Genomic DNA, 24,600 nt, shown 5'->3' on the forward strand with positions numbered 1-24,600 from the left:
TAGCATTATCTTTTTGATTGCTTCAAATGTTTGAGCTGCGTGACAATCATAATGCTAATAACAACGAGTAAAAACCATGAGCTGATTTTACTTAAGTGAACGAGATTCCAAGCTTCCCGTTGGTTTGGATATTGCCATGCACCGAAAAATGTTGCGATGTTTTCTGCAATCCAAATAAAGAATCCGATAAGAAAAAAGGAGAGAACGAGCGGCATTTTATATGTAACGCCTCGTAATGAAAATTCCACAAATGTTCGAAAGAAAACGATGAATAGAAGTAACGTTAAGAACCATCTAAAATCGTATAGAAAATGATGTGTGAAAAAATTGAAGTAAATCAGTGCTCCTAGAGGTATTACAAAAATAGCTTTCGGCCAATGATGCATTTGTAAATGCAATCTTCTCCACGCTTGGCATATGTAACTGGCAACACTTGCATACATAAAGCCGCTGTAAAGTGGAACTCCAAAAACCTTTGAATATGCCTCTTCCGGATAACTCCATGAACCGAAATGAACTTTATATATTTCTAGTAAAAGGCCGATGAGGTGGAAGACAGTAATTACTTTTAATTCGTCTTTCGTCTCAAGGCCAGTCTTGTACATAACCCACTGCATAAGAAGGCATACGATGAGTATGAAATCGTAGCGGTATAACCCTGGGATCGAAACGATTTTTGAAAGGGCTAGTGTTAAGAAAATAACGACTGGGAATAAGCAGGATAATGCTTGTTCATAAGTAAAATAGAGTAGTTGTTTTATATATAACATTGCATCACCTTGGATGTTTTTATTTGAAAACTCAAAATAATGATTAAGTATACTACACTTTTAAAAATAAGCTAGTATTCTATTTTGCGTGTATTTGTAAGCTTTGGAAGGGAATTGTAATAAGTATTTTAATATTTAACGAAGTAAAAAAATAGTTTGCTATTTAAAAAAAGTGAGGATATAATATCTAAATGAAAATGATAATTATTATCAGTAATGATTATAAATTAAAAATAATTATAAAAAACAACTGCATATAAAGGATGAAATGAAACATGTTACATAAGTCTACTATACATGCTGGCAATAACCGCTGGATACATATTAAGTTCATATGTTTTATGAGCTTAACAATTATATGTTTAATTGGATCTATATTTTTGGCCGTCGCATTTGGTGCAAAGGATATTCATTTGCAAACGGTGTGGACAGCGGTTTTTGATTACAATCCGAAATTAACGCAGCATCAAATCATTTACGAATTAAGGCTCCCAAGGGTAATTGGCGCAGCAGTTGTAGGAGCGGCTTTTGCGGTCGCTGGGGCTGTTATGCAAGGAGTAACACGAAATCCTTTAGCTGATGCAGGTGTACTTGGCATAAATGCAGGTGCGATGTTTGTAGTAGCACTTAGTTTTGCCTTTTTTCCGCATATGCCGTATTCCTATTTAATGATTGTCTCCTTTATTGGAGCGGTCTTAAGTACAGTACTCATTTTTATTATCGGATCGGCCACATCAGGCGGATTAACACCGATGAGATTAACGATCGCTGGGGCAGTTATGGCTGCGCTTTTACATTCGTTAAGTTCAGGTGTCGCGATTTATTATGACTTAAGTCAAGATTTAGCTTTTTGGTACGCTGGTGGTGTTGCAGGGGTTAAGTGGGAACACTTGAAATTTTTAGTTCCTATTATTCTCATAACAATTGTTTTTGCGACAATTTTAGGGCGGTCTATTTCACTCATATCAATGGGGGATGATGTCGCTACGAATTTAGGAGTAAAAACGAACCGAACGAGAATACTAGGGATGATTATAGTAGTCATTCTTGCAGGTGTATCTGTTTCAGCTGTTGGCTCTATTGGATTTGTAGGACTAGTTATCCCGCATATTGCTAGAAAATTAGTTGGTGTGAATTATCGACTCATTATTCCTATGTCAGCATTATTAGGTGCTATGTTATTAGTTTTAGCTGACCTAGGGGCAAGAACAGTAAACCCTCCTAAAGAACTGGCGATAGGAATTATGGTGGCTCTTGTTGGAGTTCCGTTCTTCCTCTATATAGCACGTAAAGTTGGGAGGGAGTTGTAAGTGAAGAAGATTTTAAACACAGATAAAACGAGAGCCGTTACTGTAACTACAATATTTGGTTGTATTAGTATCGCTGTCATTTTGCTTAGCTTAAATACGGGGACACTTAGCATTGCACCGCTCAAAGTAATTCAAACGCTTTTCGGTCATGGTGATTTTGAGAGTGCAACCGTGCTGTACGATTATCGTATGCCAAGAATTATAATCACAATGTTAGCTGGTATTGGCCTTGGGATTTCCGGTGCGATTTTGCAAGGGTTATCAAGGAATGCGTTGGCCGATCCTGGTATTCTTGGACTGCATTCAGGTGCATCTTTCGGGCTAATTATATTCGTTACTTTCTTTCATTCTATTAATGAGAATGCATCGATATTAATACCGTTATTTACATTTGGCGGAGGAGTATTAGCTGCATTTCTTATTATTTTACTTGCGAGTGATCGATCAAAAGGTTTACTTCCCATTAGACTTATTCTCGTTGGTATTGCGGTTTCAGCTGGCTTTAGTGCAATTTCGTTATTTTTCTCTCTCAAGTTAAATGATGAGACATATACATTCGCTTCTAGATGGTTAGTTGGTAACGTGTGGGGAAGGGATTGGATTCATGTCCTTGCATTATTACCTTGGATTTTCATACTAACTCCGTATGCATGGCTAAAATCTGAAACGTTAAATGCATTGTCACTCGGTGATAGTGTGGCAGCGGGACTTGGTGTTTCTGTTCAAAAAGAACGGTTACTCCTTTTAGCTACAGCGGTTGGATTATCTTGCGCGAGTGTATCGATGGCAGGAGGGATTGGTTTTATTGGTTTAGTTGCTCCGCATATTGCAAGAAAGTTAGTAGGTACTACGTATCAACATTTCCTTCCACTAGCTGGCATTATCGGAATGATTATTTTAGTGCTAGCAGATACGATAGGTCGTTCTATATTTGAGCCAAACTCTATTCCAGCTGGTGTAGTAGTGGCAGCTTTAGGAGCGCCGTATTTTCTTTATTTACTTACAAAAACAAAATAAATACTTCAAAGAGGAGAACATATGAAAAAGAAACTTACTATTTTATTTAGCATCATGTGTATTTTAGTACTAGCAGCATGTGGTCAAACGAAATCTAATGAAGAGGCAACGAAAAAAACGAAAAAAAGTAATGACCCAAAAATCGCCTCTATGTCTATTCATTTAACGAATGATTTACTTGCATTAGGAATTACACCAGTAGGTTCTGTTATTGGTGGAGATTTAAAAGATTTCTTACCGCACGCTAAAGAGAAGTTGAAAGATACGAAGAAGCTTGGTGTTGTAACAGATCCGAATATGGAAGCGTTACTTCAATTAAAGCCAACTGACATTTATGTTGATGAAAAATATGCTGGTAAAGATGTAGCGAAATACGAAAAAATTGCAAAAACGCATACTTTCAATTTAGATGAAGGTACATGGAGAGACCATTTAAAACAAGTTGGTAAACTTGTAAACCGTGAGAAAGAAGCGGATCAATATATTCAAGATTACGAAGAGCAATCAAAACGAGTAAAAGGTTTAATAGATAAAGAGCTAGGTAATAACGAAAAAGTAATGGCAATTCGCGTTACTGCAAAAGAATTACGTGTATTTAGTACGAAAAGACCGATGGGACCAATTTTATTCCAAGACTTAGGATTACAACCTGCAAATGGTGTAGAGAAAATCAATGGAAAACGTCCTTTCGAAGTCATTTCACAAGAAGTATTACCTGACTTTGATGCAGATGCGATTTTCGTTGTTGTAAATAGAGATGATAAAGCAAAAGCTGCATTTAAACAACTTCAAGAAACACCAATTTGGAAAGACTTAAAAGCTGTTAAAGGCAAGCATGTATATATTATCAATGACCAACCATGGCTTGACTATTCTGCTTTAGGTAACAAAATGGCAATGGATGAAGCAGAGAAAATGTTTACGAAATAATATAGTTTTGCTATTAGGAAAGGCCCTCTAAATTTGGAGGGCTTTTTATTATTGTTAGAATAAACGAAAAATTATACAATGAAGTTAATTTCGTGTAGAGGAGATGTGCCAATGTCAGCGCTTATTGTAAGTATCCCGTTTATAAAGCAGTTTATGGAACAAGGGGATAAATAGGCTAAAATAAGTATCCCCGTTATTAAAAAAGGGGGAGTTTGAAATGACGATGAATCTTTTTCAAAATAAAATTGTAAAATTATCCGCTATTAGAGAATCAGATGCTGTAGTAATGGTTATGTGGCAAGAGGATAGTGAGTATTTAAGAAATGTCGATACAGATGTAGCGTTTCCGCAATCGTTACAAGAAATAGCAAGTGATGAGTTATTAAAAGGACGGAGATCGAATAGTGTTTCTTTCATGGTAAGGACAGTTCAAGAAGATCGCTTAATTGGTTTTGTGGCGATTCATGGTATAGAGTGGAATAACAAAACAGGTTTATTAGCCATTGGTATAGGAGATGCGAATGATAGAGGAAGAGGATATGGGAAAGAAGCAATACATCTTATTCTAAAGTATGCTTTCTATGAATTGAATTTACACCGCATCGGTCTCGATGTTATTTCGTATAATAAACCTGCCATTGCATTGTATAAAAAGATGGGTTTTCAAATGGAAGGCTGTATGAGAGAAGCGGTTCAAAGAGATGGGAAGTGTTTTGACCGTATGATTATGGGGATATTGCGGGATGAATGGATAGAGCTGCAAGGTTAGAAAGTACATTCGAAATTATATATGTAGTATGCAGGAGATATAATGGTAATTGGCGAAAATTTACAGTGTGTTGATTGAATTTATAAGGAGTCATGTAAAATGAATTTAGAAAAGGCAAAACCAGTAAATGAAGAGGTCGCCGAATTAAAAGAACTTATTAAAGAGTTACACGGAAGTGTGCACCAACTTCAAAGTGAAGTGCAGCAACTAAGGCACGAAAGACCAGTTGTTGAAGTGAGAAAAGGTGTTCAATTATCACCAACAATTGTCGGACAAATTGGTGGTATGATTTTAGGTGGTTTAGCAATTATCGGTATATTTTGGTGATGAAAAAAGGTTTGCAGCACGGATGCTGCAAACCTTTTGTATTTGACGATATAATTTCATGCAATACAACTTTTACATTAAATAACGTAAATATATATAAGCATGTGATAACAAGAGTGCAACAATAGTTAATGGTAAACCAATTTTTAAGAAGTCCATATAAGAGAAGCCATGTCCTTCACGTTTTGCAATACCAGCAACGACTACGTTTGCAGATGCACCGATTAGTGTTCCATTTCCTCCTAAGCAAGCTCCAAGAGATAACGCCCACCATAGTACTTCGATTTGCGGAGAATCGACAGATAGTCCGAGTCCTGTAGCTAAGTCTTGAATAAGAGGAATCATCGTTGCGACAAATGGGATGTTGTCGATTGTCGCAGATGCGATGCCAGATACCCATAAAATAAGTATAGCTGCGAATCCGATGTCACCGTTTGTTACGTCGATTACTTCTCTTGCAAGTGAAGAGATAAGTCCGATATCAATTAACCCGCCAACGAGAACAAATAATCCGGCGAAGAAGAAAATGGTTACCCATTCAACATGGGCAAATACATCTTCAATATCATGTTCTTTCACGCCGATTAACATAAGAAGTGTAGCGCCTGTCATCGCGATAACAGCAGCGTCTACATGAATAATCGAATGAAGTACGAAGCCTAAAATAGTTAGTCCTAAAATCGAAATAGATTTTAAAAGGAGGCTTTGATCTTTAATGTAATCTTTTTCGTTTAATGCCATTAGTTTTTCGATTTGTTCAGGTGTTGTTTTTAGTTTGTTACGATACATGAAGTAAATAATGCCAAGTGTCACGATAGAAATAATAATTACGATTGGAGCTAAGTTAAGTAAAAAGGCGTTAAAGTCTAAATGCTTGTTTGCTGATCCAATCATAATATTAGGTGGATCACCGATTAATGTTGCTGTTCCGCCTATATTTGAAAACAGCACTTCTGAAATCAAATAAGGCACAGGATTTACTTTTAAAATACGTGTAATGGATAATGTAACAGGAACGATTAATAAAACAGTCGTTACATTGTCCAAAAATGCTGATCCGACAGCAGTTAATAGGGATAGTAATAATAAAATGCGAATCGGTTTTCCACCAGCTGCTTTTGCCGCTTTAATGGCCACAAATTCAAAGACGCCTGATTGACTCGTAATATGTACGAGAATCATCATCCCAATTAAAAGGGTAATCGTTTCCCATTGAATATGTGATGTGAAAGCAGTATGTAAATCTACAACTCCAAAAATAATCATAATAGCAGCACCGAATAGTGCGATTACAGCACGATTCAATTTCTCAGAAATAATAAATCCGTACGTGATTAAAAATACGGCAATTGCAAAATAATATTGCCAATTTGCTACTTCATGTGCTGACTGTTCCAATCATGTCACCTTCTTTAAATTATGTATTCAATTGTCGAAATGTATCTCGCTGCAATAATACGGGATAAAATATATTGTAGCAAATTCAAAAAAGAAAGAAAACTATTTAACAAAGTGAAGGAAAAAATGTATTTTTTACATATCATATAAAAAACACAGTGCAAATTATTAGGAAAAGTGAGCGTTGTCCTCTAATATAGAGATAGCAATTTACATTATTTTTGCGTAAAATGGTTTAAAGAGGTGAATTCCGATGGAAATAGTAAAAGATAGTTCTCTTATTCAAAATGAAATTGAACGTTTTGTAAATAAAGATGTATATATTCATTTAGAAACGACAAACGGAGCGTATGCATCACACATAAATGAAAAGATGATGACAGTTGGTGCTTTCATTCGAAATGCGATTATCCGTTTTGAACGCGGGAAGATAACTGGAACAAATCCATACCGAGTTGGTTTGAAAATGGATCACGGTTGGGTATATGCTGAAGGTATTACGCACTGGGAAGTAGACGATCAAGAGCGTTTATTATTAGCTGGACATGATAATTTAGGTCGTCTAGCAGTTGCACTTGAGTTAAGCTTAACACCATTTAAGTAAGAAGGAGGGAAACTTATGGAGAGACATGTACTTGTTGTATTTCCGCATCCAGATGATGAAGCATATGCTGCGGGAGGAACAATTCGCTTATTAACAGATCAAGGAGTACCTGTAACGTATGCATGTGGTACTCTAGGACAAATGGGACGTAACATGGGTAAGAACGTATTCGCTAACCGTGAAACGATTCCACATATCCGTAAGAAAGAATTGAAAGATGCTTGTGAAGCGATGGGTATTAAAGATTTAAGAATGCTTGGCTTCCATGATAAAACGTTAGAATTTGAAGATGTTGATTTCGTTGCTGACAAAATTGAAGCAATTATTCAAGAAGTAAATCCATCTCGAATTATTACATTTTATCCAGAGCACGGTGTACATCCAGATCATAATGCATTTGGCCGCGCTGTCGTTCGCGCTGTATCACGTATGCCAAAAGAAGAGCGCCCAGTTATCCATGCTGTTGCGATTACGAAAAATCGTGAAGCAGTATTAGGAGAACCGGATGTTGTAAATAACATTAGTGAAGTATTTGATCATAAATTAACTGCATTAGGTGCGCACCGTTCACAAACAGAAGCAATGCTTGAAGACACGCATGCAAAAATAAAAAACAAAGATGCAGCAACATTAAAATGGCTGCAACTTGAACAGTTTTGGACTTATAAATGGGAGTAGGCTAGAAGGATACCTTCTAGTTGCTCTTACATAGAAAAAGCGCCGTCACTTGTGATGGCGCTTTTTCTTGTTGAAGACTATATATTTCTTAGGGTGCTTCAAAATTTTTAAATTAACGTGCAGTATAGCCTCCATCAACAAGAAGTGTTGTACCGTTAACAAAACTAGCATCATCACTTGCTAAAAATAAGACAGCTTTAGCGACTTCTTCTGGTGTTCCAAGTCTGCCTTGTGGATGAAGTGAAGCTAAATATTCTTTCTGTTCAGGATTAACACTACCAAGTAAAGGGGTGTCAATATAACCGGGGCACACCGCATTAATACGTATTCCATATTTAGCGTAGGCAGTACATAAATTTTGAGTTAATAGTTTCACACCACCTTTTGCAGAGGAGTATGCTGTTGGGGTAGGTAATGAAACAAAACTATGAATCGAACCAGCGTTAACGATGACACCACCTGTACCTTGTTTAAGGAATTGTTCAATCGAATATTTATCAGAAAGGAATACCCCAGACAAATTAATATCAATAGTTCTTTTCCACTTTTCATAGGATAATTCGTTTGCTGGTGCATCATCAGCAACGCCGGCATTGGCATACATAATATCTAATTTACCGTATGTACTTACTGTCTCATGAATTAGCTGTTTAATATCTGCCTCTTTTGTTACATCAGTTTTAATAAATAACGTATTATATCCATGTGCATTCAATTCATCTGATAGTTCTTTTCCACGTTCAGAAAAGTCAGCAATAACTACTTTTGCACCTTCTTCGATAAAAAGACGAACAGTAGATTCGCCAATTCCACTTGCACCACCAGTTATGATTGCTACTTTGTCTTTCAATTTCATATAAACCTCTCCATTCATCAATGAATTTAAGTCGAATTTTTAAATCTGGTTATATCACTATTAACCTTAAATAGTAAGTAGATAGAAGAAAAAGCTCGCGTTTACTTAATTGTGAGAGTGCTATTTTTTCTTTAGTGTACTTTTTGATACAGTTATGGACGAAAATATTGTGCGCCCATAAGGGCCTTGTAAACTCTGATTTAGTAAATCAGCGGGTGAAGTGAAACAAGATAACAACCCGACACCGGTAGCCTTATCCGTAATCGAAAGTGAGCGGGGAGTGTAGCATGGCTGCAACGGGATAAGTCACTCTAATGTCATGAGTGCGACTGAATTTCTAGGTGTACCGTGGTAAACAAGGTTGAATGCTAAACTGCGTGAAGGATAAATCAAGGGGTCTTATCGACGACCATATCGAAATAGACATTGAAACGATATGTCTCTAGTTCAGCTCATCTATTTTTTGTGGAGAGAGGTGTGTTTCACACTAGAGAACCAACTAAAGTACATTAGTAAAGATTGAAAGTCCCAACCGACATTACTACAAACTATTTACAAGGTACTAAATGGGGATTACCTAAGTGGAAGCGCCATTTATGGCTATAGAGGATGATTTCAAGGTAAAAACCAAGAAATGTGGCTCTTGAATATTCCATATGGTAACGGAGCCTTCGTAGTAGTCAGAGATAGGGAAAGCCTATCACACTAACGTATGACAAATTACGTTAGGTCATGGTTGTGAAATCAGGATGGCGAAGGAAGGTAGTCAATTAGTTCATGATGATAATAAACAGGAAGGAAGCGAGATGCTGATGAGAAATCCAGTTTATGTATTGAACACCTTGTCGAAGAATACTATTAAAGAAAACTATAAGTTCAAAAGATTATATAGAAATCTTTATAATCCAGAATTCTACTATAAAGGTTATCAAGAAATATATGCCAATCCAGGTAATATGACCAGAGGAACCATAAATAAAACTGTTGATGGCTTCTCAAAAAATAGAGTATCTAAAATCATCAACAACATTAAAAATGGTAACTATAAACCTACTCCTGTTAAGCGAGTATATATTGATAAAAAAGGGAGTAAGAAAAAACGTCCTCTTGGGGTACCGACATTTGACGATAAACTTGTCCAATTAGTAATAAAGTATATCTTAGAAGCAATTTATGAACCAAACTTCTCTGAGAACTCACATGGATTCAGGAAAAATAGGGGTTGTCATACAGCTTTGAAACAAATTAAAAAGAGTGGTAATGGAACTAAATGGTTTATTGAAGGTGATATTCAAGGTTTCTTTGACAATATCGACCACCATATCCTAATTAACCTACTAAGAAAACGTATCAATGACGAAACACTCATCGGATTAATATGGAAGTTCCTAAGAGCTGGGTACATGGAGGATTGGCAATTCCACAAAACATTCAGTGGAACACCACAAGGAGGGATTCTCAGTCCTCTTCTTGCCAACATATATCTAAACGAACTAGATATATACATGGAAAAATACGCTGAAAAGTTCGGAAAAGGTCAACCAAAAGACAGAGAAGTTGATAAAAGATATCAATACTTACACCTCAAAATAAAAAGAGGGCGTAAGAAAGCAGACTTACTAAGAGAACAAGGTAAACACAATGAAGCTCAGGAATTAATCGAGCAAGTCAACGAATGGGTTAAGGAAAGGGGACAACGTCCCTACTACAATCCAATGTCGGATAAATTTAAGTCACTAAAATATGTTAGATATGCTGATGACTTTATTGTAATGATAATCGGCAGTAAAGATGATGCCAAAGCCATTAAATCTGATATAGCTCAATTTCTCAATGAAGAATTAAAATTAACTTTATCAGAAGAAAAAACACTTATCACCCACTCTAGCAAGAAAGCAACATTTCTTGGGTACAACGTCAATATCACTAGAAACGAGTTATTTACCAAATACTCGGTGAAAGGTGCAAAAAGAAGACATCACAATCTAAAAGTAAGACTTGAAATCCCCCATGAAACATGGCGAAATAAATTACTTGCCCTGAATGTTTTAGAAATGAAGTATGTGAATGGGAAAGAAACTTGGAAACCAAAGCATAGACCGGAAATGGCACACCTAGATGATTTGGAAATACTACATAATTATGTATTACAGATCAGAGGGATGTACAACTACTACAAATATGCAGTTAATTCAACGGTACTCCAAAAATTCAGTTACGTTCTAGAATACAGCATGTATAAAACATTCGCCAATAAATATAAAAGCTCAATCGGAAAAATTAAGGGGAAATATTGCAAAAACGGTGTATTCATAGTCAATTACAAAGATAAAAAAGGCAAACAACACTCTCATTCTTTCTACAGGGAAGGATTTAGAATGGTTGATATAACTAAGATGAAAACACAAGAAAATAACATCGACAACTTGTTAGCCTCAAGAGTTCATATGTCAACAACTAGTCTTATGGATAGGTTGTCAGCCAACAAATGTGAACATTGTGGTAAAACCGATTCTAACTTAGTAATGCACCATGTCCGAAAAATGAAAGATGTTGAGAAAGGCAAAGCCAAATGGCAAAAATTAATGATTGCCCGTAGACGCAAAACATTAGCCGTATGTGAGGATTGCCATAATGAAATTCACTATGATATGAGAGTAGAACTTATAGCGAAAAACAGAAAAAAATAACTTTGACAAGCAATTGATGGAGAGCCGTATACTCTGAGAGGAGTACGTACGGTTCGGTGAGGGGTTTTGAGAAACCTATCATAGCAATATGACAAGGCGCTCGCTTCCTACTCTACAATTTGGTCAATCTTATCATTAGATTGAATATTTGGTAAAGAGCTCTCGAACAGAGCGAGTACGGATGCTGAAAAATTAAAATAAATATGAAGTATTATTTGTAGGGTAAGGAACAAGGGGGAGAGAAGCATAACGAAAACTACTACTCTATTTAAATAGGAAAAAACCTTGCAGGGGGGCAAGGCTTTAAACAGGGTATTAAAAATGATTGATTTATTAAGAAGAACTTCTTTTTGTGAATAAACTAATTTTAGCATGATAACTCATATATATGTGTTACGAATTTGTGAATAAAAACTCAATGATAAAAGTATGAGTGAAAGGAAATAATGTATTTGAAATATGTATTATTACACAAAGTTTAGTTGAAATAGTGAGGAAAATAAAAAAGCGCAATGAGCAAAATAATTAAGAGACGAATTATATGAAAGATTAGTTGAACGCCTAATATTTAATTTGTTTTACTATATTATTAATTCCGATGATACAAAATTCAAGAAATGACTTATCAATATAAAAACAAAAAGTCCTTAGAATCTACGGCTTTAATATGAAAAGATTTTAATCATTGGGCATAAGGGAATTCTATATTGATTGGTTGAAAGAGGGGATTTGTATATGTAATTTCTTTTTTCATTTAATTCTTTAGAACCTATTTTTAATAATGTATATAAGAAGCGTATATTTTGAATTATTTAATAGAATAATATATATTTATATTGATTTAGTGATTTTAGTTTGTTAAAAATGGGGAAATCGATATGAAGGTTAAATTTGCCGTAATAAAAGATGAGAGCTTTGATTGTAGTTTATTGGAAACAAAATTATTGAAAACTTTTAAAGAAGTAGATTGTGAAGCAGATATTGTAAAGGTTGAGGATGAAATTTTTGAAAACAATGATGTACAAACGCATTTATCAGAAATAACCATTCATGTTACTGGAAAAAATATTGGATATAGATCCGTTTCAGCCAGTATATTTATTGTTCTAGAGAGTTTATCAATACAGCTATTTCGTATTCATATTAGTATACTTTAAGCAGTTCAAAAATTGGCTTCTTCAGAAAATCATACTGATTATATGGAGTTGTAAATATGAAAACAATAGAAATTATCGTAGGTGCTCCCGAATGGTGGATTGCACCTTGTTTGTTGTTAAATAAACAAGGGATTCCTTTTCTAATTTTAATGTATCTCAACGCTAATTTATAAATAGAAGAATGGAAACGTGTGAGTAATTCAATTAGATTGTACAAAAAATTTGGTACGCGGATATACGCAACGTATTCACAGATAAGAGGGTTGTCTCATAATATATATAGATTTTTCTATTAAGATGAACAGAGGGTGTGAATATATGGAAGATGTTTACGCTAAAATTGACAATCTCAAGGCGGAGCAAAAAGAAATTATGAGAGACATTCGAAATTTAGAAACGCGTACCACTATTAATGAGAAAGATATAGCAACAATCAATAAGCAATTAGAAAAAATAAGTACAAACACTACTTGGATTTTGCGAATTATTATTAGCGCGATAATAATGTCAGTTTTAGGATTAATATTAAAAGGAATGATTTAGTCTTGTGAAATAGAACGATAGAAAAGAAAGAGGGGAGCTCCCTCTTTCTTTTATGTAAATGAGAAACTATAAATTTTCCGTTTCCTTTTCGTCTGCATACTTATCCTCTAAGGAAATTAATAGAGGGATTGATATAGTTACTAGAATGATTAAAGTAGTTATAAAAGATTTAGAAAGAGAAAAAGAACCTTCAATTAAAGGTGATAAAAACTTGAATGAAAGTATACTTGTTATGAAGGAAATTACTAAAAAGCTCAAAAGAGATATATTTTTATTCTTTATAGATGCCTCTATAAAGTCTTTAACACAGGTTATTACAACAAATATAGTTAATATGATAAGAGAAACAAAATAATGTGTTAAATTCGTCATACTAATAGTAGAATCGTCTATTATGTAAGCAAGTAACTTAGATACTAATATTCCTCCAAACAATAAAATAATAAAAGCAAGTAATCCTTCCGATATATAAGTGCTGAAATTGTTTTTCTTGTTAAAAAGCTTATAGTTCAGAGTAGATTGGATTATTTGAATTAGGAATAGGGTAATAATCCATACATAATACACAAAGGGTAATTCTCCTGAGAATAGAGAAATTAGGAAGTTTACTACTGTCCTTAAAATTTCAATCATTACGAAAGTCCTCCTACTTGTTCAACTTTATGACATTAGGAATATATGAGTCTATCATTTTATAATCAGGTTTATTAATTCAAACTATTTCTAATTATTCCATAATAAGGCGTTCATATCAAGTTGTTATCTTTTATGGCGTTTATTATTTGTTCACTAATATAAAAAGAGCATTCGAAATGATAATACTAGAAAAATAAAATTAATATGTAATATAATTGAAAAAGTATATTTAAAAATCGATGTTAATATTACCCTCCTATAAGTATTAACATACGTAATTGAGGTGTTTTCTTTGTTGTTTTATGACCGGATTTCTATAATGGCCCCTCCTGTTCCGTAGCTAAGGAAAGTCTTTTTATTTCTGAGATTTTCAAAGTTATAGGAGGGTATGAAAAATGAAAAAAGTCTCAGTACCATCACTTTTGTTAATGATTATTCTTGTCGCATTTCCGCAAATTAGTGAAACGATTTACACACCGTCTTTACCGGACATTTCAAAGGCGTTACATGTAAGTAATAATGAGGTGCAGTTAACGCTTAGTGTGTATTTTGCTGGATTTGCTTTAGGTGTATTTTTTATTGGATGGCTATCAGATATAATTGGCCGTCGCTGGGCAATGTTATTTGGAATTGTTGTATACGGCGCTGGGAGTTTCTTGTGCTTTATTGCAAATTCCATTGAAGTTTTATTGGTAAGTCGTTTTATTCAAGCGTTTGGAGCAAGTGCAGGATCAGTTGTGACGCAAACGATTCTTCGTGAAAGTGTAGAAGGGCATAAGAGGCATGTTATGTTTGCTCAAATCTCGGCAGTCATTGCTTTTACACCAGCGATAGGACCGTTAATTGGTGGCTTTCTTGATCAAATGTTTGGATTTAAAATAGTATTTTTAAGTTTAGTAGTTATGAGTATCGGTATTTTTCTGTATACGTTTGTTTCTCTTCCTGAAACAAAAACGGGCTCAGTAACGAATAAAATAAATGTATTTTCAGTCTTGAAGAGGTTAATTACAAATCCGAAAGTGGTAACATATGGGTTGTTAATTGGAGGAGCAAATGGTGTTTTATTTAGCTATTACGCAGAAGCGCCGTTTATCTTTATTGAATATTTTCAATTATCGCCTAGTATGTATGGATTTCTAGGAATTGTTGTAGCGTCTGCTTCTATTGTTGGAGCGAAAATTTCAAAACGTTTACTTGCTACTTATAAACCAGAGAAAATTATATATATCGGTTGTCTCGTAATGACAGGAGGAGCTATCTTTTTATCTGTTATTACGTTTGTGGGATCAAATCCGAATGTAATATATATGGTTGTATTTTTAATAGCGATGTTTATATTGCTATTAGGAATTGGAGTAGCGTTACCTAATTGTTTAAGTTTAGCGTTAGTAGATTTTCAAGATGTCATTGGTACAGCTGGAGCGTTGTTTAGCTTAGGATACTATGTAATTGTAACGATGACAATTTGGGGAATGAGTCAATTGCATACGGGCTCGTTACTGGTGATGCCACTTTATTTTCTAGTTATTGTAGTTATAATGGCAGTGTTTACTAGGGTATTTATCTTTGGTAAGCAAACTTCGAAATCGATTTAAATATGAAATTGTAAAAGAGTCTCATTTTTTAATGAGACTCTTTTACATTTTATCCCGTTGTTTTGAGGCAGAAAGGTTTCTGCCTCAAAATTTGGCTGGGGTAAAGAAGTTAGTAGTTTATTAATATATTAAATTTCTTATTGGTATATGAATCGAATGTGTGGGAAATTACGTTATCAACTATAAAGGTTGAAGTATTTGAGATATGAAACCGAGGAAGATAGCATCTCCTCGGTTATTTATATTGTAATAATATACATGCCGGAATCATATTGAATAGATGTATTTTATTGTTAATTTAGTTAAAAATTAATCAGACTTATGTATAATAATTTATTGAAAAAATAATTGAATTTTTCAGATTAATGAATTAATATAAGATAAGTAATTTTAAGATTTATAGAATATTGGAAGATGAAAGGTTTTGAGAATTTTATTAGGAGCACAAAACGATTTTAGGATAGCTTTAAAGCTAGTGTAAAATGACGTTTGCTTCATCATTTTCAGGGCCGAAAGGAGTTAGGGGAAAGCATCTTGTGTTAAAATGCGGCTATGAATCATCTAAGAGGGGGAAGTGAAGTGGCAAACAAAGAATTGAAAAGAGGTTTAGAAGCACGTCATATTCAAATGATTGCTTTAGGCGGAACGATTGGTGTTGGTTTGTTTATGGGATCAGCCAGCACAATTAAATGGACAGGTCCGTCAGTAATGCTTGCTTATGCAATTGCAGGTATTTTCATCTTCTTCATCATGCGTGCCATGGGAGAAATGTTGTATATGGAGCCAAGTACAGGCTCATTTGCGACATTCGGTCATAAGTATATTCATCCACTAGCTGGTTATATGACAGCGTGGAGTAACTGGTTCCAGTGGGTTATCGTTGGGATGTCAGAAATTATCGCGGTTGGAGCGTATATGCAATATTGGTTCCCGGATTTACCAGCTTGGATACCAGGTATAATTGCAATGGTTATTCTTGGTGCAGCTAACTTAATTTCTGTTAAGTCATTTGGTGAATTTGAATTTTGGTTTGCGATGATTAAAATCGTTACGATTCTATTAATGATTATTGCAGGATTTGGCCTTATTTTCTTCGGAATTGGTAACGGCGGAGAAGCGATTGGCATATCTAATCTTTGGTCAAATGGCGGTTTCTTTACAGGTGGTTTTTCAGGATTCTTCTTTGCATTATCACTTGTAGTTGGAGCGTATCAAGGTGTGGAATTAATCGGTATTACTGCTGGTGAAGCGAAGGATCCAAAGAAGACACTTACAAGAGCGATTCAAAGTACAATTTGGCGTATTTTAATTTTCTACATCGGTGCTATTTTCGTTATTGTAACTGTGTATCCGTGGGATCAATTAAGTACAATTGGTAGCCCGTTCGTAGCAACTTTTGCGAAGGTTGGTATTACGGCAGCAGCTGGCCTTATTAACTTCGTTGTTATTACAGCAGCAATGTCTGGTTGTAATAGTGGTATTTATAGTGCTGGACGTATGCTGTATACGTTAGGTGTAAATGGACAAGCACCGAAATATTTCACGAAACTTTCTGGAAATGGTGTGCCTTTATTTGGTACAGTTGGCGTAATTATCGGTCTGGCGGTTGGTGTTGTTTTAAGTTACATCGCACCGAAAAACTTATTCGTATATGTATATAGTGCGAGTGTACTTCCTGGTATGGTACCATGGTTCGTCATTTTAATTAGTCAAATTCGTTTTAGGAAAGAAAAGGGAGCAGAGATGAAAGATCATCCGTTCAAAATGCCATTTGCTCCTGTAACAAACTATTTAACAATTGCCTTTTTAATTATGGTATTAATCGGAATGTGGTTTAACGATGATACACGCATTTCATTAGTTGTAGGTATTATTTTCTTAGCTATCGTTACAATTAGTTTCTATGCTTTCGGAATAGGAAAGCGAGCTCCGTTAGACGTTCAAAATAATAAAGAGATTTCAAGTAAATAAAGAAGAGGCTGTTCATCTGGAACAGCCTTTTCTTATTGTTGTTATTTGTCGATAAATCGATATAACTTGTCGAATCGTTGATATAATTTGATTTGTGATAGATATATTCGAAAAATCGTTAATATAATTTCACATACTACCTATCACTATCATGATTAAAATTTCTCTAATACGATTTTCCCAATGGTGTGCCCGCTTTCAAGTAGTGCATGTGCTTTTTTTAAGTTTTCAGCGTTAATCGGTGTTAATGTTTCATTTAAAGTAAGAATTCTTTACTTCTATATTATAGATGGTGAAATACTGCTATGTAAAAAAATACCCTTTTTTTTATGCAAGCTGTACTGATAGTCTAGAAGGAGTTTATTTCTAAAAAGAAGAATTTTTTACTGTATTACTTTATCCAAAACTAAATGTAAAGGTGGATACATAATGACAGTAAAGAAACTTTATTTCATCCCAGCAGGTCGTTGCATGTTGGATCATTCGTCTGTTAACAGTGCGTTAACACCGGGGAAACTATTAAACTTGCCGGTGTGGTGTTATCTTTTGGAGACGGAAGAAGGTCCTATTTTAGTAGACACAGGTATGCCAGAAAGTGCAGTTAATAATGAAGGGCTTTTTAACGGTACATTTGTTGAAGGACAGATCTTACCGAAAATGACTGAAGAAGATAGAATCGTGAATATATTAAAGCGTGTAGGGTATGAGCCGGACGACCTTTTATATATTATTAGTTCTCACTTACATTTTGATCATGCAGGAGGAAACGGTGCTTTTACAAATACACCAATTATTGTGCAGCGAACGGAATATGAGGCAGCACTTCATAGAGAAGAATATATGAAAGAATGTATATTACCGCATTTGAACTACAAAATTATTGAAGGGGATTATGAAGTGGTACCAGGTGTTCAATTATTGTATACGCCAGGTCATTCTCCAGGCCATCAGTCGCTATTCATTGAGACGGAGCAATCCGGTTCAGTTTTATTAACGATTGATGCATCGTACACGAAAGAGAATTTTGAAGATGAAGTGCCGTTCGCAGGATTTGATCCAGAATTAGCTTTATCTTCAATTAAACGTTTAAAAGAAGTTGTGAAAAAAGAGAAACCAATTATTTTCTTTGGTCATGATATAGAGCAGGAAAAGAGTTGTAGAGTGTTCCCGGAATATATATAGTGCAAAAAGTCATGAGTTCGCGTGCTCATGACTTTTTCGTTTAAATAATTTTTTTAAATAAATTATAAACTTTTTTTGAACTATCTTCGTTTAACTGATAGTACGTAAGGTTTACATCATCAGGAGTATCTTGCTGAGCAATCATCACTTCGCTGCTGTGATGATCAACTACCCATATGAAATATTTTTTATAAGTTCCATCCTCGAAAGTAATCCACATATCACAATCTATTAAATCTGATCCTTCTTCATCCAATGTTAATTTGCCTTTTTTTGCGGTATTCATACTGTTAATAAATGTTTTTAATTCATCTGTTTTTGTGAGAAAGATATCCTTTTTTGTTTTAATTGATTCTACATGTATATCTTTTATTTCCTGCTTTCCTAAAAAAGCAGGGGGCTCATTTGGATCTCGCGAGCTTGAAATAATAGTAGCTTTCTTTTTCGGTTTGTTTGCAGTATAGAGATCTTGAATAGATTTTCCCGAGTTTACAAACCATACAATTCCACAAATAATTAATACGCTACCTAGCAATAAAATAATTTTTTTAATAGGGTTTTCTCCTCTCTATTATTTCGTGTGAAGAGCTTTTCTATTAATATATGATAGGTAAGCGTAAAGTATTATAGTTGAACTTGGTTATGCTTCACAGTTTTTATCGGGCGATCTATGAGTAAATTGTAAGTGAGCCCAATTAATACGAAAATGCCACCGATAACTTTACCGATTGAGAGTTCATTTGTCAGGAAGAAATCAATAATAGTCCCCGCAAATAATTGTCCGATAAAGATGAGTAATGTTAAATAAAAGGCTGATATTTTAGGAGTAATATAGTTGGATAATGAAATAACGATAACGCCTACTAATCCGCCTAAGTACACAGCAATAGGAATAGATTGTAACGTCTGCATTGGAATATACAATGAATCTGAACTGAAAATTAAAAATAACATAGAGAAAAATAATCCAGTAATATAATTAAAAAACGTGCCTTCCCAATTTCCGATTTTTGCTGCTAAATTCGCGTTAATAATTCTAGCAACAACGATAGAAACACCAGCTAAAATAGCGATCGTAATATATAACATTTTCTTGCCCCCATTAATAAATTGTCATGATTATAATTCCAGAAGAGATGAAACATAATCCAATTAGTTTTTTCTTTTCAAACTTTGCAACTTTCATTCCTAATAAGCCGAAATGATCGATAATGATGGAAGCAATAGATTGACCGAGTAAACTTAATGCGATCGTAATAGAAGCACCAAGGACGGAGAAACTTATATTGTTAAAAAGAACAGTGAATACTCCAATCGCTCCAGCGCTATATAAAAAAAGTGGAATACTTTTATCGAAACGAATTTTATTTTTGTTTATGATTAAAATGAAGATAACTGCAATTAAACCGACAAGGTGAATGACAACGTTTGCTGTATACTTCCCAATTAACTCGGATAAAATTCCATTCAATGGAAGCATAACGGCGATGAGCACACCAATAAAGACAGAAAGAAAGTTATACAATGTAATATCCCCTTTATATTTCATATTTGTAATGACTGTATCATGCTGAAATTGTGTATTGTTATGACATATGTCATAGTGGAAGAAGAAAATTTTGATTACAATGGGGATGAGTTGTAAAGGTGGGGAACTATGAAGAAAGTATGTAATTCTATTAAATTAGCGGAGTATATAAAGCAAAATAATATTGATTCATTTTTTAGTCATGATATGAAGCCATATATGGAACTTATATTTTTTAAAAAGAATGAGTTTATTTGTAGAGAAAATGAAGAGATAGATTATTTATATTTCTTTGTTGAAGGAAAAGCGAAAGCGTTTAACACATTAAGTAATGGGAAATCCGTATTACTGTGTTTTTATGATAGTTTGCAGTTACTTGGAGATGTGGAGTTAATTCATTCTCAAAGAATCACTTCAAACGTACAAGTGATGGCAGATTCGTATTGTGTGGGTTTACCTTTAGGAAAGGTGAGAAATAAGCTATTTCATGATGCGAAATTTTTAAGATGTATTTGCGGATCATTGGCACATAAATTAAACCGACTTTCCAAAAACAGTACAATTAATTTATTGTATCCGCTTGAAAATAGACTTGCGAGTTACATGTTAGCAGCAGGAGAACGAGCAGTTCAGCATGAAAATAGAATTGTGTTTAGTGGGAATTTAACGGAAATAGCGGAGTTGTTAGGAACGAGTTATCGGCATTTATTACGTACTTTGAATCTCTTTTGTGATAAAAATATAATTAACAAAAACAATGGTTGTTTTGAAGTAGTGAATGTAGAAGTTTTGCGGGAATTGGCTGCGGATGTTTATAAATAATATATTAAAGTAGGGATTAAGATGAAAATAGCTATAATTTCAGATATCCACGGAAATAGTCACGCTTTAAAATCGGTATTAAAAGATATTACACGTCGCAAGGTCGAAATGATAATAAATTTAGGAGATAGTGTGTATGGGCCGTTAGATCCTTTAGAGACAATCGATATATTAATGAGTAGCGAGATGATACATATTAAAGGTAATTGTGATCGCATGCTTTGGGAGACAATACAAGAGCAGTCTGCTACACTAACTTTTGTCCAAAATCAATTAACAAAAGATCATATAGATTGGTTAAAACAACATCCTTCACAATTTATTGTAGACGATATGTTATGTTGTCACGGTACGCCAACTTCAGATGAAGTGTATTTGTTAGAAGAGATAAATGAGAATGGTGCAATATTAAAGAATGAAAAAAATATAATGGATCAACTCCAAAATATAGAACAAAAAATAATAGTATGTGGTCATACACATATTCCTAGAGTTGTTTATTTAGCGAACGGAAAGATCATTATAAATCCAGGAAGTGTAGGACTTCCAGCATACAAAGATGAGTTACCTGTTATGCATAAAATGGAATCAGGAACTCCGCATGCAAAATATGTAGTGATAGAAAAGGTTTTGGGAGAATGGACAATTGAACAAATTTCAGTTCCTTATAATTGGGAAGAAGCTGCTGGATTGGCTGTTCAACAAGAAAGATATGACTGGGCACAGGCGCTAAAGACTGGGAAGATAGAATGAAGGAGCGTTTACTTTATGGTAAACTGGTTTTGTACAAAATTATAATTGGATTGAAATTGAACAGGCAGTGAATGAGAAAGGATTTCCTAATCATATAAAGGGAATCAGTCCAGTAAAAGGATTGTATTATATCGGTTTACCATGGCAATCTCAAAGGGGTTCCGCACTTATTTGTGGTGTAGGAAAGGATGCAGCGTATGTACTTTCTGAAATCAAAAAAATAGATCAGTAGCGATAACTACTGATCATCCATATGTACATGAATTAGGAGAGGTCAAACATTTATTAACTTTATTATAATAGATTTTTACGGAATTAAAAACTGAAAATTCAAATTTAATGTTGAGAAAGTTTTTTGTATCGAAATATATGAAAGAATAGGGATTTTTATTGAAACAGAAAAAGATATTTCTATTTTAGTAAATTATGATATAGTCTAAATAAGCGTGTTTTTCCATAAATGTAATTATTTTCATTGTAGTTTTGTTTATATGAGGGAAGGAGAAGTAATTATGAAGTTTGATGATCAACGCTTATTAGGAGTCCGATTAGGTTCTGTACTTGTGACAGAGGAAAATCAATATTTAGTAATTAAGAAAAAAGATCATTATGCACTGTTAAATATACATAATTTAGAATGCACACATGTTGAAGTGCAGTTAGAACATTTGGAAGAAATGTTGCGGGAAGATTTCCAAGAAAGTATAACGGAAATTATCGCACCAGAACATATAAAAATTGTTGCGAAAAATGTTATATAGATAAAGAAGCTGGAAGGAACAGCTTCTTTATCTATATAAGGATAACGTTTTTACAACCTCACCAATGATCCCTTCCATTTGATGAACACCTAAATCGGAATTGGTCATAATAACAGCACCATTCCCGCAGTATGGATAACAAACCATCATACATTGAAATCCGACGCCCCATCCGAGTGAATAAATCTGTAATTCTTCATTAGAATCATCTAGAAAAACACCTAATCCAGTCCATTTTGAGCAACCTTGAGGAGAAATCATGTCTAGTACAAATTTTTGAGAAAGTTTTAGTTTGCCCTTTCCTTGTAAGGAATGAATGATTTCAATAACTAAAGCTGATAAGTTAGTGAAATAAAACAAATGAAAGTTAGTAAGGGGGAACATTCATGGAATTCTGGATGGTTATACTAATATTAGCCTTTGGTTTCATTTATATCGCTGAAAAATTAGCTACAATTGAAAAGAAAAATGATGCGCGTTTAAAGAGAATTGAAGATAGATTACAATTAATTACGAAAGAAATGGGAATTGTAGAAAGAGAACCTGAAATTAATAAAGAACTACGCCAGCTTGTAGAAGAAGGCAAAAAAGTTACAGCAGTTAAGAGAGTAAGAGAAGTTTTTGTTTTTTCCTTACTAGAAGCGAAGCAATATGTTGATAAATTATAAAAAAGATCATCCATTTGGGTGATCTTTTTTACTGCACCATGCGTGTATTTACATAAGCCGCGATTATAAAGTGTTCAATTATATGGAACAAACACTGAAGATAAATTGTCTAATATAGGTAATAACTATTTGGCTTGAAGGAAAGGGTTGATGACATGAAAAAGAATACGTTGTTAAAAGTAGGATTATGTGTAGGTTTACTAGGAACAATTCAATTTGTTAGCACAATTTCTTCTGTACAAGCATCACAAAAGGTAGAGAAAACAGTAATAAAAAATGAGACGGGAACCATTTCAATATCTCAGTTAAACAAGAATGTATGGGTTCATACGGAGTTAGGTTCTTTTAATGGAGAAGCAGTTCCTTCGAACGGTCTAGTTCTTAATACTTCTAAAGGGTTAGTACTTGTTGATTCTTCTTGGGATGACAAATTAACGAAGGAACTAATAGAAATGGTAGAAAAGAAGTTTCAGAAGCGTGTAACGGATGTCATTATTACACATGCGCACGCTGATCGAATTGGCGGAATAAAAACGTTGAAAGAAAGAGGAATTAAAGCGCATAGTACAGCATTAACCGCAGAACTAGCAAAGAAAAGTGGATATGAAGAGCCACTTGGAGATTTACAAACCGTTACAAATTTGAAGTTTGGAAATATGAAAGTAGAAACATTTTATCCAGGGAAAGGGCATACAGAAGATAATATTGTCGTATGGTTACCGCAATACAATATTTTAGTTGGAGGCTGTTTAGTGAAATCTACGTCCGCGAAAGATTTAGGAAACGTTGCGGATGCTTATGTAAATGAATGGTCTACATCGATTGAGAATGTGCTGAAGCGATATAGAAATATAAATGTAGTAGTGCCTGGTCATGGAGAAGTAGGGAACAAAGGATTACTTTTATATACATTGGATTTATTAAAATAAGAAATTGTAGAAATACAAAAGAGAGGAGAAATAATTTTCTCCTCTCTTTCTTCTAACTATATTTAAATGCTGAATCTGTTGATTACGTCAGCATATATTACTGAGATTTTAATTCCAAGTATACAAATACTAGTACTGTCATAATTGCTATAACAACATAAGTAGCATCAAGCATTATAAGTGTTTTTAAAGTTTCAGTCATCGTAATTCACCCCTGTTATAAAAATATAACATGATCTTTTTATTGATTAGATAAGAGATCATAAAGATAAAATGTATATGAAATTTCTTAAGTAGCTTCTATATAAATACATCATATAAATAATGTAAGTAATGTTAAGATAATGTAAATGTATTGTAAATAAAAAGGTTTACAATAAAGACTTTAATAAAAAATGATAGTTCCTTAAAATGACAAATGCGCTCTTCTTTCTATTGAATGATAGAAAGAAGAGCGTATTTTTATATCTATTTCATATGTGATGAATTGCAACTATTTGTACATGGGATTCAAAAATTTTTTTCGTTGTATATATTTCTCCAAATTAATTAGCTATTTAAAAGTATCGAAAGATGTGTGTACACTAATGCATATTTTTTAGTGTCAATAAAAATATTATGTCAACAATATGAACTGTCACAAATCTTTATATATTATTGTGATTGATATCACATCACTTTTTTTCAATGGGTATTATGCTTAAGG

Annotated in this window: 25 protein-coding genes and 3 pseudogenes; 19 read left to right on the plus strand and 9 right to left on the minus strand. The window is 34.0% G+C overall.

Going from position 1 to position 24,600, the window contains the following annotated elements; translation table 11 throughout:
* Positions 1–5: 5 nt before the first annotated feature.
* The gene (locus tag QCI79_RS23560) at positions 6–770 is read right to left on the minus strand and encodes a DUF817 domain-containing protein (protein WP_000965755.1); all 765 of its coding nucleotides are present in this window, start codon (positions 768–770) and stop codon (positions 6–8) included.
* A 275-nt stretch (positions 771–1,045) separates the two neighbouring features.
* Here QCI79_RS23560 and QCI79_RS23565 point away from each other — a divergent pair, with 275 nt between their 5' ends.
* The 5 genes from QCI79_RS23565 (at position 1,046) to QCI79_RS23585 (ending at position 5,123) form a co-directional block, all read left to right on the plus strand.
* On the plus strand, positions 1,046–2,080 hold the full coding sequence (locus QCI79_RS23565; RefSeq protein WP_000902703.1) for a FecCD family ABC transporter permease: 1,035 nt from the start codon (positions 1,046–1,048) through the stop codon (positions 2,078–2,080).
* Complete coding sequence (locus QCI79_RS23570) at positions 2,081–3,097, plus strand: FecCD family ABC transporter permease (protein WP_000722682.1); 1,017 nt, start codon at positions 2,081–2,083, stop codon at positions 3,095–3,097. It abuts the gene before it with no gap.
* Positions 3,098–3,118: 21 nt separating this feature from the next.
* Complete coding sequence (locus tag QCI79_RS23575) at positions 3,119–4,027, plus strand: iron-hydroxamate ABC transporter substrate-binding protein (RefSeq protein WP_000728198.1); 909 nt, start codon at positions 3,119–3,121, stop codon at positions 4,025–4,027.
* Between the two features lie 217 nt (positions 4,028–4,244).
* Positions 4,245–4,796, plus strand: coding sequence for a GNAT family N-acetyltransferase (locus tag QCI79_RS23580; protein ID WP_000178468.1), 552 nt, complete (start codon positions 4,245–4,247; stop codon positions 4,794–4,796).
* A 99-nt stretch (positions 4,797–4,895) separates the two neighbouring features.
* Positions 4,896–5,123, plus strand: a complete 228-nt coding sequence (locus tag QCI79_RS23585) for a coiled-coil domain-containing protein (protein WP_001047304.1) — start codon at positions 4,896–4,898, stop codon at positions 5,121–5,123.
* A 72-nt stretch (positions 5,124–5,195) separates the two neighbouring features.
* Here the strand turns inward: QCI79_RS23585 and QCI79_RS23590 are convergent, their stop codons facing one another.
* Complete coding sequence (locus QCI79_RS23590; RefSeq protein ID WP_000437992.1) at positions 5,196–6,521, minus strand: ArsB/NhaD family transporter; 1,326 nt, start codon at positions 6,519–6,521, stop codon at positions 5,196–5,198.
* A gap of 253 nt (positions 6,522–6,774) precedes the next feature.
* Here QCI79_RS23590 and QCI79_RS23595 point away from each other — a divergent pair, with 253 nt between their 5' ends.
* Both QCI79_RS23595 and bshB2 read left to right on the plus strand, forming a co-directional pair.
* Positions 6,775–7,125, plus strand: a complete 351-nt coding sequence (locus QCI79_RS23595; RefSeq protein ID WP_000407045.1) for a YojF family protein — start codon at positions 6,775–6,777, stop codon at positions 7,123–7,125.
* A 15-nt stretch (positions 7,126–7,140) separates the two neighbouring features.
* Positions 7,141–7,803, plus strand: a complete 663-nt coding sequence (bshB2, locus tag QCI79_RS23600) for a bacillithiol biosynthesis deacetylase BshB2 (protein WP_000439483.1) — start codon at positions 7,141–7,143, stop codon at positions 7,801–7,803.
* Positions 7,804–7,915: 112 nt separating this feature from the next.
* Here the strand turns inward: bshB2 and QCI79_RS23605 are convergent, their stop codons facing one another.
* Complete coding sequence (locus QCI79_RS23605) at positions 7,916–8,659, minus strand: SDR family NAD(P)-dependent oxidoreductase (protein ID WP_000768017.1); 744 nt, start codon at positions 8,657–8,659, stop codon at positions 7,916–7,918.
* Between the two features lie 812 nt (positions 8,660–9,471).
* On the opposite strand from QCI79_RS23605, the gene QCI79_RS23610 reads away from it, so the two are divergent.
* From QCI79_RS23610 to QCI79_RS23620, 3 genes are all read left to right on the plus strand, one after another.
* The gene (locus QCI79_RS23610) at positions 9,472–11,349 is read left to right on the plus strand and encodes a reverse transcriptase domain-containing protein (protein ID WP_309009757.1); all 1,878 of its coding nucleotides are present in this window, start codon (positions 9,472–9,474) and stop codon (positions 11,347–11,349) included.
* A gap of 878 nt (positions 11,350–12,227) precedes the next feature.
* The gene (locus tag QCI79_RS23615; RefSeq protein ID WP_000865018.1) at positions 12,228–12,506 is read left to right on the plus strand and encodes a hypothetical protein; all 279 of its coding nucleotides are present in this window, start codon (positions 12,228–12,230) and stop codon (positions 12,504–12,506) included.
* 318 nt (positions 12,507–12,824) lie between these two features.
* A complete protein-coding gene (locus QCI79_RS23620; protein ID WP_000390458.1) occupies positions 12,825–13,049 on the plus strand; it encodes a hemolysin XhlA family protein in 225 nt (74 codons plus the stop codon).
* A gap of 66 nt (positions 13,050–13,115) precedes the next feature.
* On the opposite strand, the gene QCI79_RS23625 is transcribed toward QCI79_RS23620, so the two are convergent.
* Complete coding sequence (locus QCI79_RS23625) at positions 13,116–13,682, minus strand: DUF5823 family protein (protein WP_000570036.1); 567 nt, start codon at positions 13,680–13,682, stop codon at positions 13,116–13,118.
* Positions 13,683–14,080: 398 nt separating this feature from the next.
* Here QCI79_RS23625 and QCI79_RS23630 point away from each other — a divergent pair, with 398 nt between their 5' ends.
* Together QCI79_RS23630 and QCI79_RS23635 are read left to right on the plus strand one after the other, a co-directional pair.
* Positions 14,081–15,280, plus strand: coding sequence for a multidrug effflux MFS transporter (locus QCI79_RS23630; protein WP_000758001.1), 1,200 nt, complete (start codon positions 14,081–14,083; stop codon positions 15,278–15,280).
* A 579-nt stretch (positions 15,281–15,859) separates the two neighbouring features.
* The gene (locus QCI79_RS23635) at positions 15,860–17,251 is read left to right on the plus strand and encodes an amino acid permease (RefSeq protein WP_001284405.1); all 1,392 of its coding nucleotides are present in this window, start codon (positions 15,860–15,862) and stop codon (positions 17,249–17,251) included.
* A 155-nt stretch (positions 17,252–17,406) separates the two neighbouring features.
* On the opposite strand, the pseudogene QCI79_RS23640 reads toward QCI79_RS23635, so the two are convergent.
* Positions 17,407–17,514, minus strand: a pseudogene (locus QCI79_RS23640) (zinc-binding alcohol dehydrogenase family protein); the annotation flags it as partial.
* 166 nt (positions 17,515–17,680) lie between these two features.
* Between QCI79_RS23640 and aiiA the strand changes: the two are divergent.
* A complete protein-coding gene (gene aiiA, locus QCI79_RS23645; RefSeq protein ID WP_000216581.1) occupies positions 17,681–18,433 on the plus strand; it encodes a quorum-quenching N-acyl homoserine lactonase AiiA in 753 nt (250 codons plus the stop codon).
* 40 nt (positions 18,434–18,473) lie between these two features.
* On the opposite strand, the gene QCI79_RS23650 is transcribed toward aiiA, so the two are convergent.
* The 3 genes from QCI79_RS23650 to QCI79_RS23660 all read right to left on the minus strand — a co-directional run bounded on the left by QCI79_RS23650 (position 18,474) and on the right by QCI79_RS23660 (position 19,982).
* Positions 18,474–18,968, minus strand: a complete 495-nt coding sequence (locus QCI79_RS23650) for a YhfM domain-containing protein (protein WP_000901695.1) — start codon at positions 18,966–18,968, stop codon at positions 18,474–18,476.
* 89 nt (positions 18,969–19,057) lie between these two features.
* Complete coding sequence (locus QCI79_RS23655; protein ID WP_000965802.1) at positions 19,058–19,522, minus strand: DMT family transporter; 465 nt, start codon at positions 19,520–19,522, stop codon at positions 19,058–19,060.
* Positions 19,523–19,535: 13 nt separating this feature from the next.
* On the minus strand, positions 19,536–19,982 hold the full coding sequence (locus tag QCI79_RS23660) for a DMT family transporter (protein WP_031303540.1): 447 nt from the start codon (positions 19,980–19,982) through the stop codon (positions 19,536–19,538).
* Between the two features lie 108 nt (positions 19,983–20,090).
* Here QCI79_RS23660 and yeiL point away from each other — a divergent pair, with 108 nt between their 5' ends.
* The 4 genes and pseudogenes from yeiL (at position 20,091) to QCI79_RS23680 (ending at position 22,297) form a co-directional block, all read left to right on the plus strand.
* Positions 20,091–20,783 carry a transcriptional regulator YeiL gene (gene yeiL / locus QCI79_RS23665; protein ID WP_000754825.1) on the plus strand — a complete coding sequence of 231 codons (693 nt, stop codon included), beginning with the start codon at positions 20,091–20,093 and terminating at the stop codon, positions 20,781–20,783.
* Positions 20,784–20,804: 21 nt separating this feature from the next.
* Positions 20,805–21,536 (plus strand): metallophosphoesterase family protein, encoded by a 732-nt coding sequence (locus QCI79_RS23670; RefSeq protein ID WP_000684249.1) that lies wholly within the window; start codon positions 20,805–20,807, stop codon positions 21,534–21,536.
* Between the two features lie 22 nt (positions 21,537–21,558).
* Positions 21,559–21,768, plus strand: a pseudogene (locus tag QCI79_RS23675) (oxidoreductase); the annotation flags it as partial.
* A 280-nt stretch (positions 21,769–22,048) separates the two neighbouring features.
* Positions 22,049–22,297, plus strand: a complete 249-nt coding sequence (locus tag QCI79_RS23680) for a hypothetical protein (RefSeq protein WP_000666948.1) — start codon at positions 22,049–22,051, stop codon at positions 22,295–22,297.
* A 27-nt stretch (positions 22,298–22,324) separates the two neighbouring features.
* Here the strand turns inward: QCI79_RS23680 and QCI79_RS23685 are convergent.
* Positions 22,325–22,645 (minus strand): annotated as a pseudogene (locus QCI79_RS23685) (penicillin-binding protein); the annotation flags it as partial.
* 38 nt (positions 22,646–22,683) lie between these two features.
* Between QCI79_RS23685 and QCI79_RS23690 the strand changes: the two are divergent.
* On the plus strand, positions 22,684–22,965 hold the full coding sequence (locus QCI79_RS23690; protein WP_000397718.1) for a hypothetical protein: 282 nt from the start codon (positions 22,684–22,686) through the stop codon (positions 22,963–22,965).
* 155 nt (positions 22,966–23,120) lie between these two features.
* Positions 23,121–23,894, plus strand: coding sequence for a BcII family subclass B1 metallo-beta-lactamase (gene bla2, locus QCI79_RS23695; RefSeq protein WP_000742473.1), 774 nt, complete (start codon positions 23,121–23,123; stop codon positions 23,892–23,894).
* Positions 23,895–24,600 lie beyond the last annotated feature (706 nt).

The organism is Bacillus cereus group sp. MG1, assembly GCF_040460035.1.
Classification (GTDB): domain Bacteria; phylum Bacillota; class Bacilli; order Bacillales; family Bacillaceae_G; genus Bacillus_A; species Bacillus_A cereus.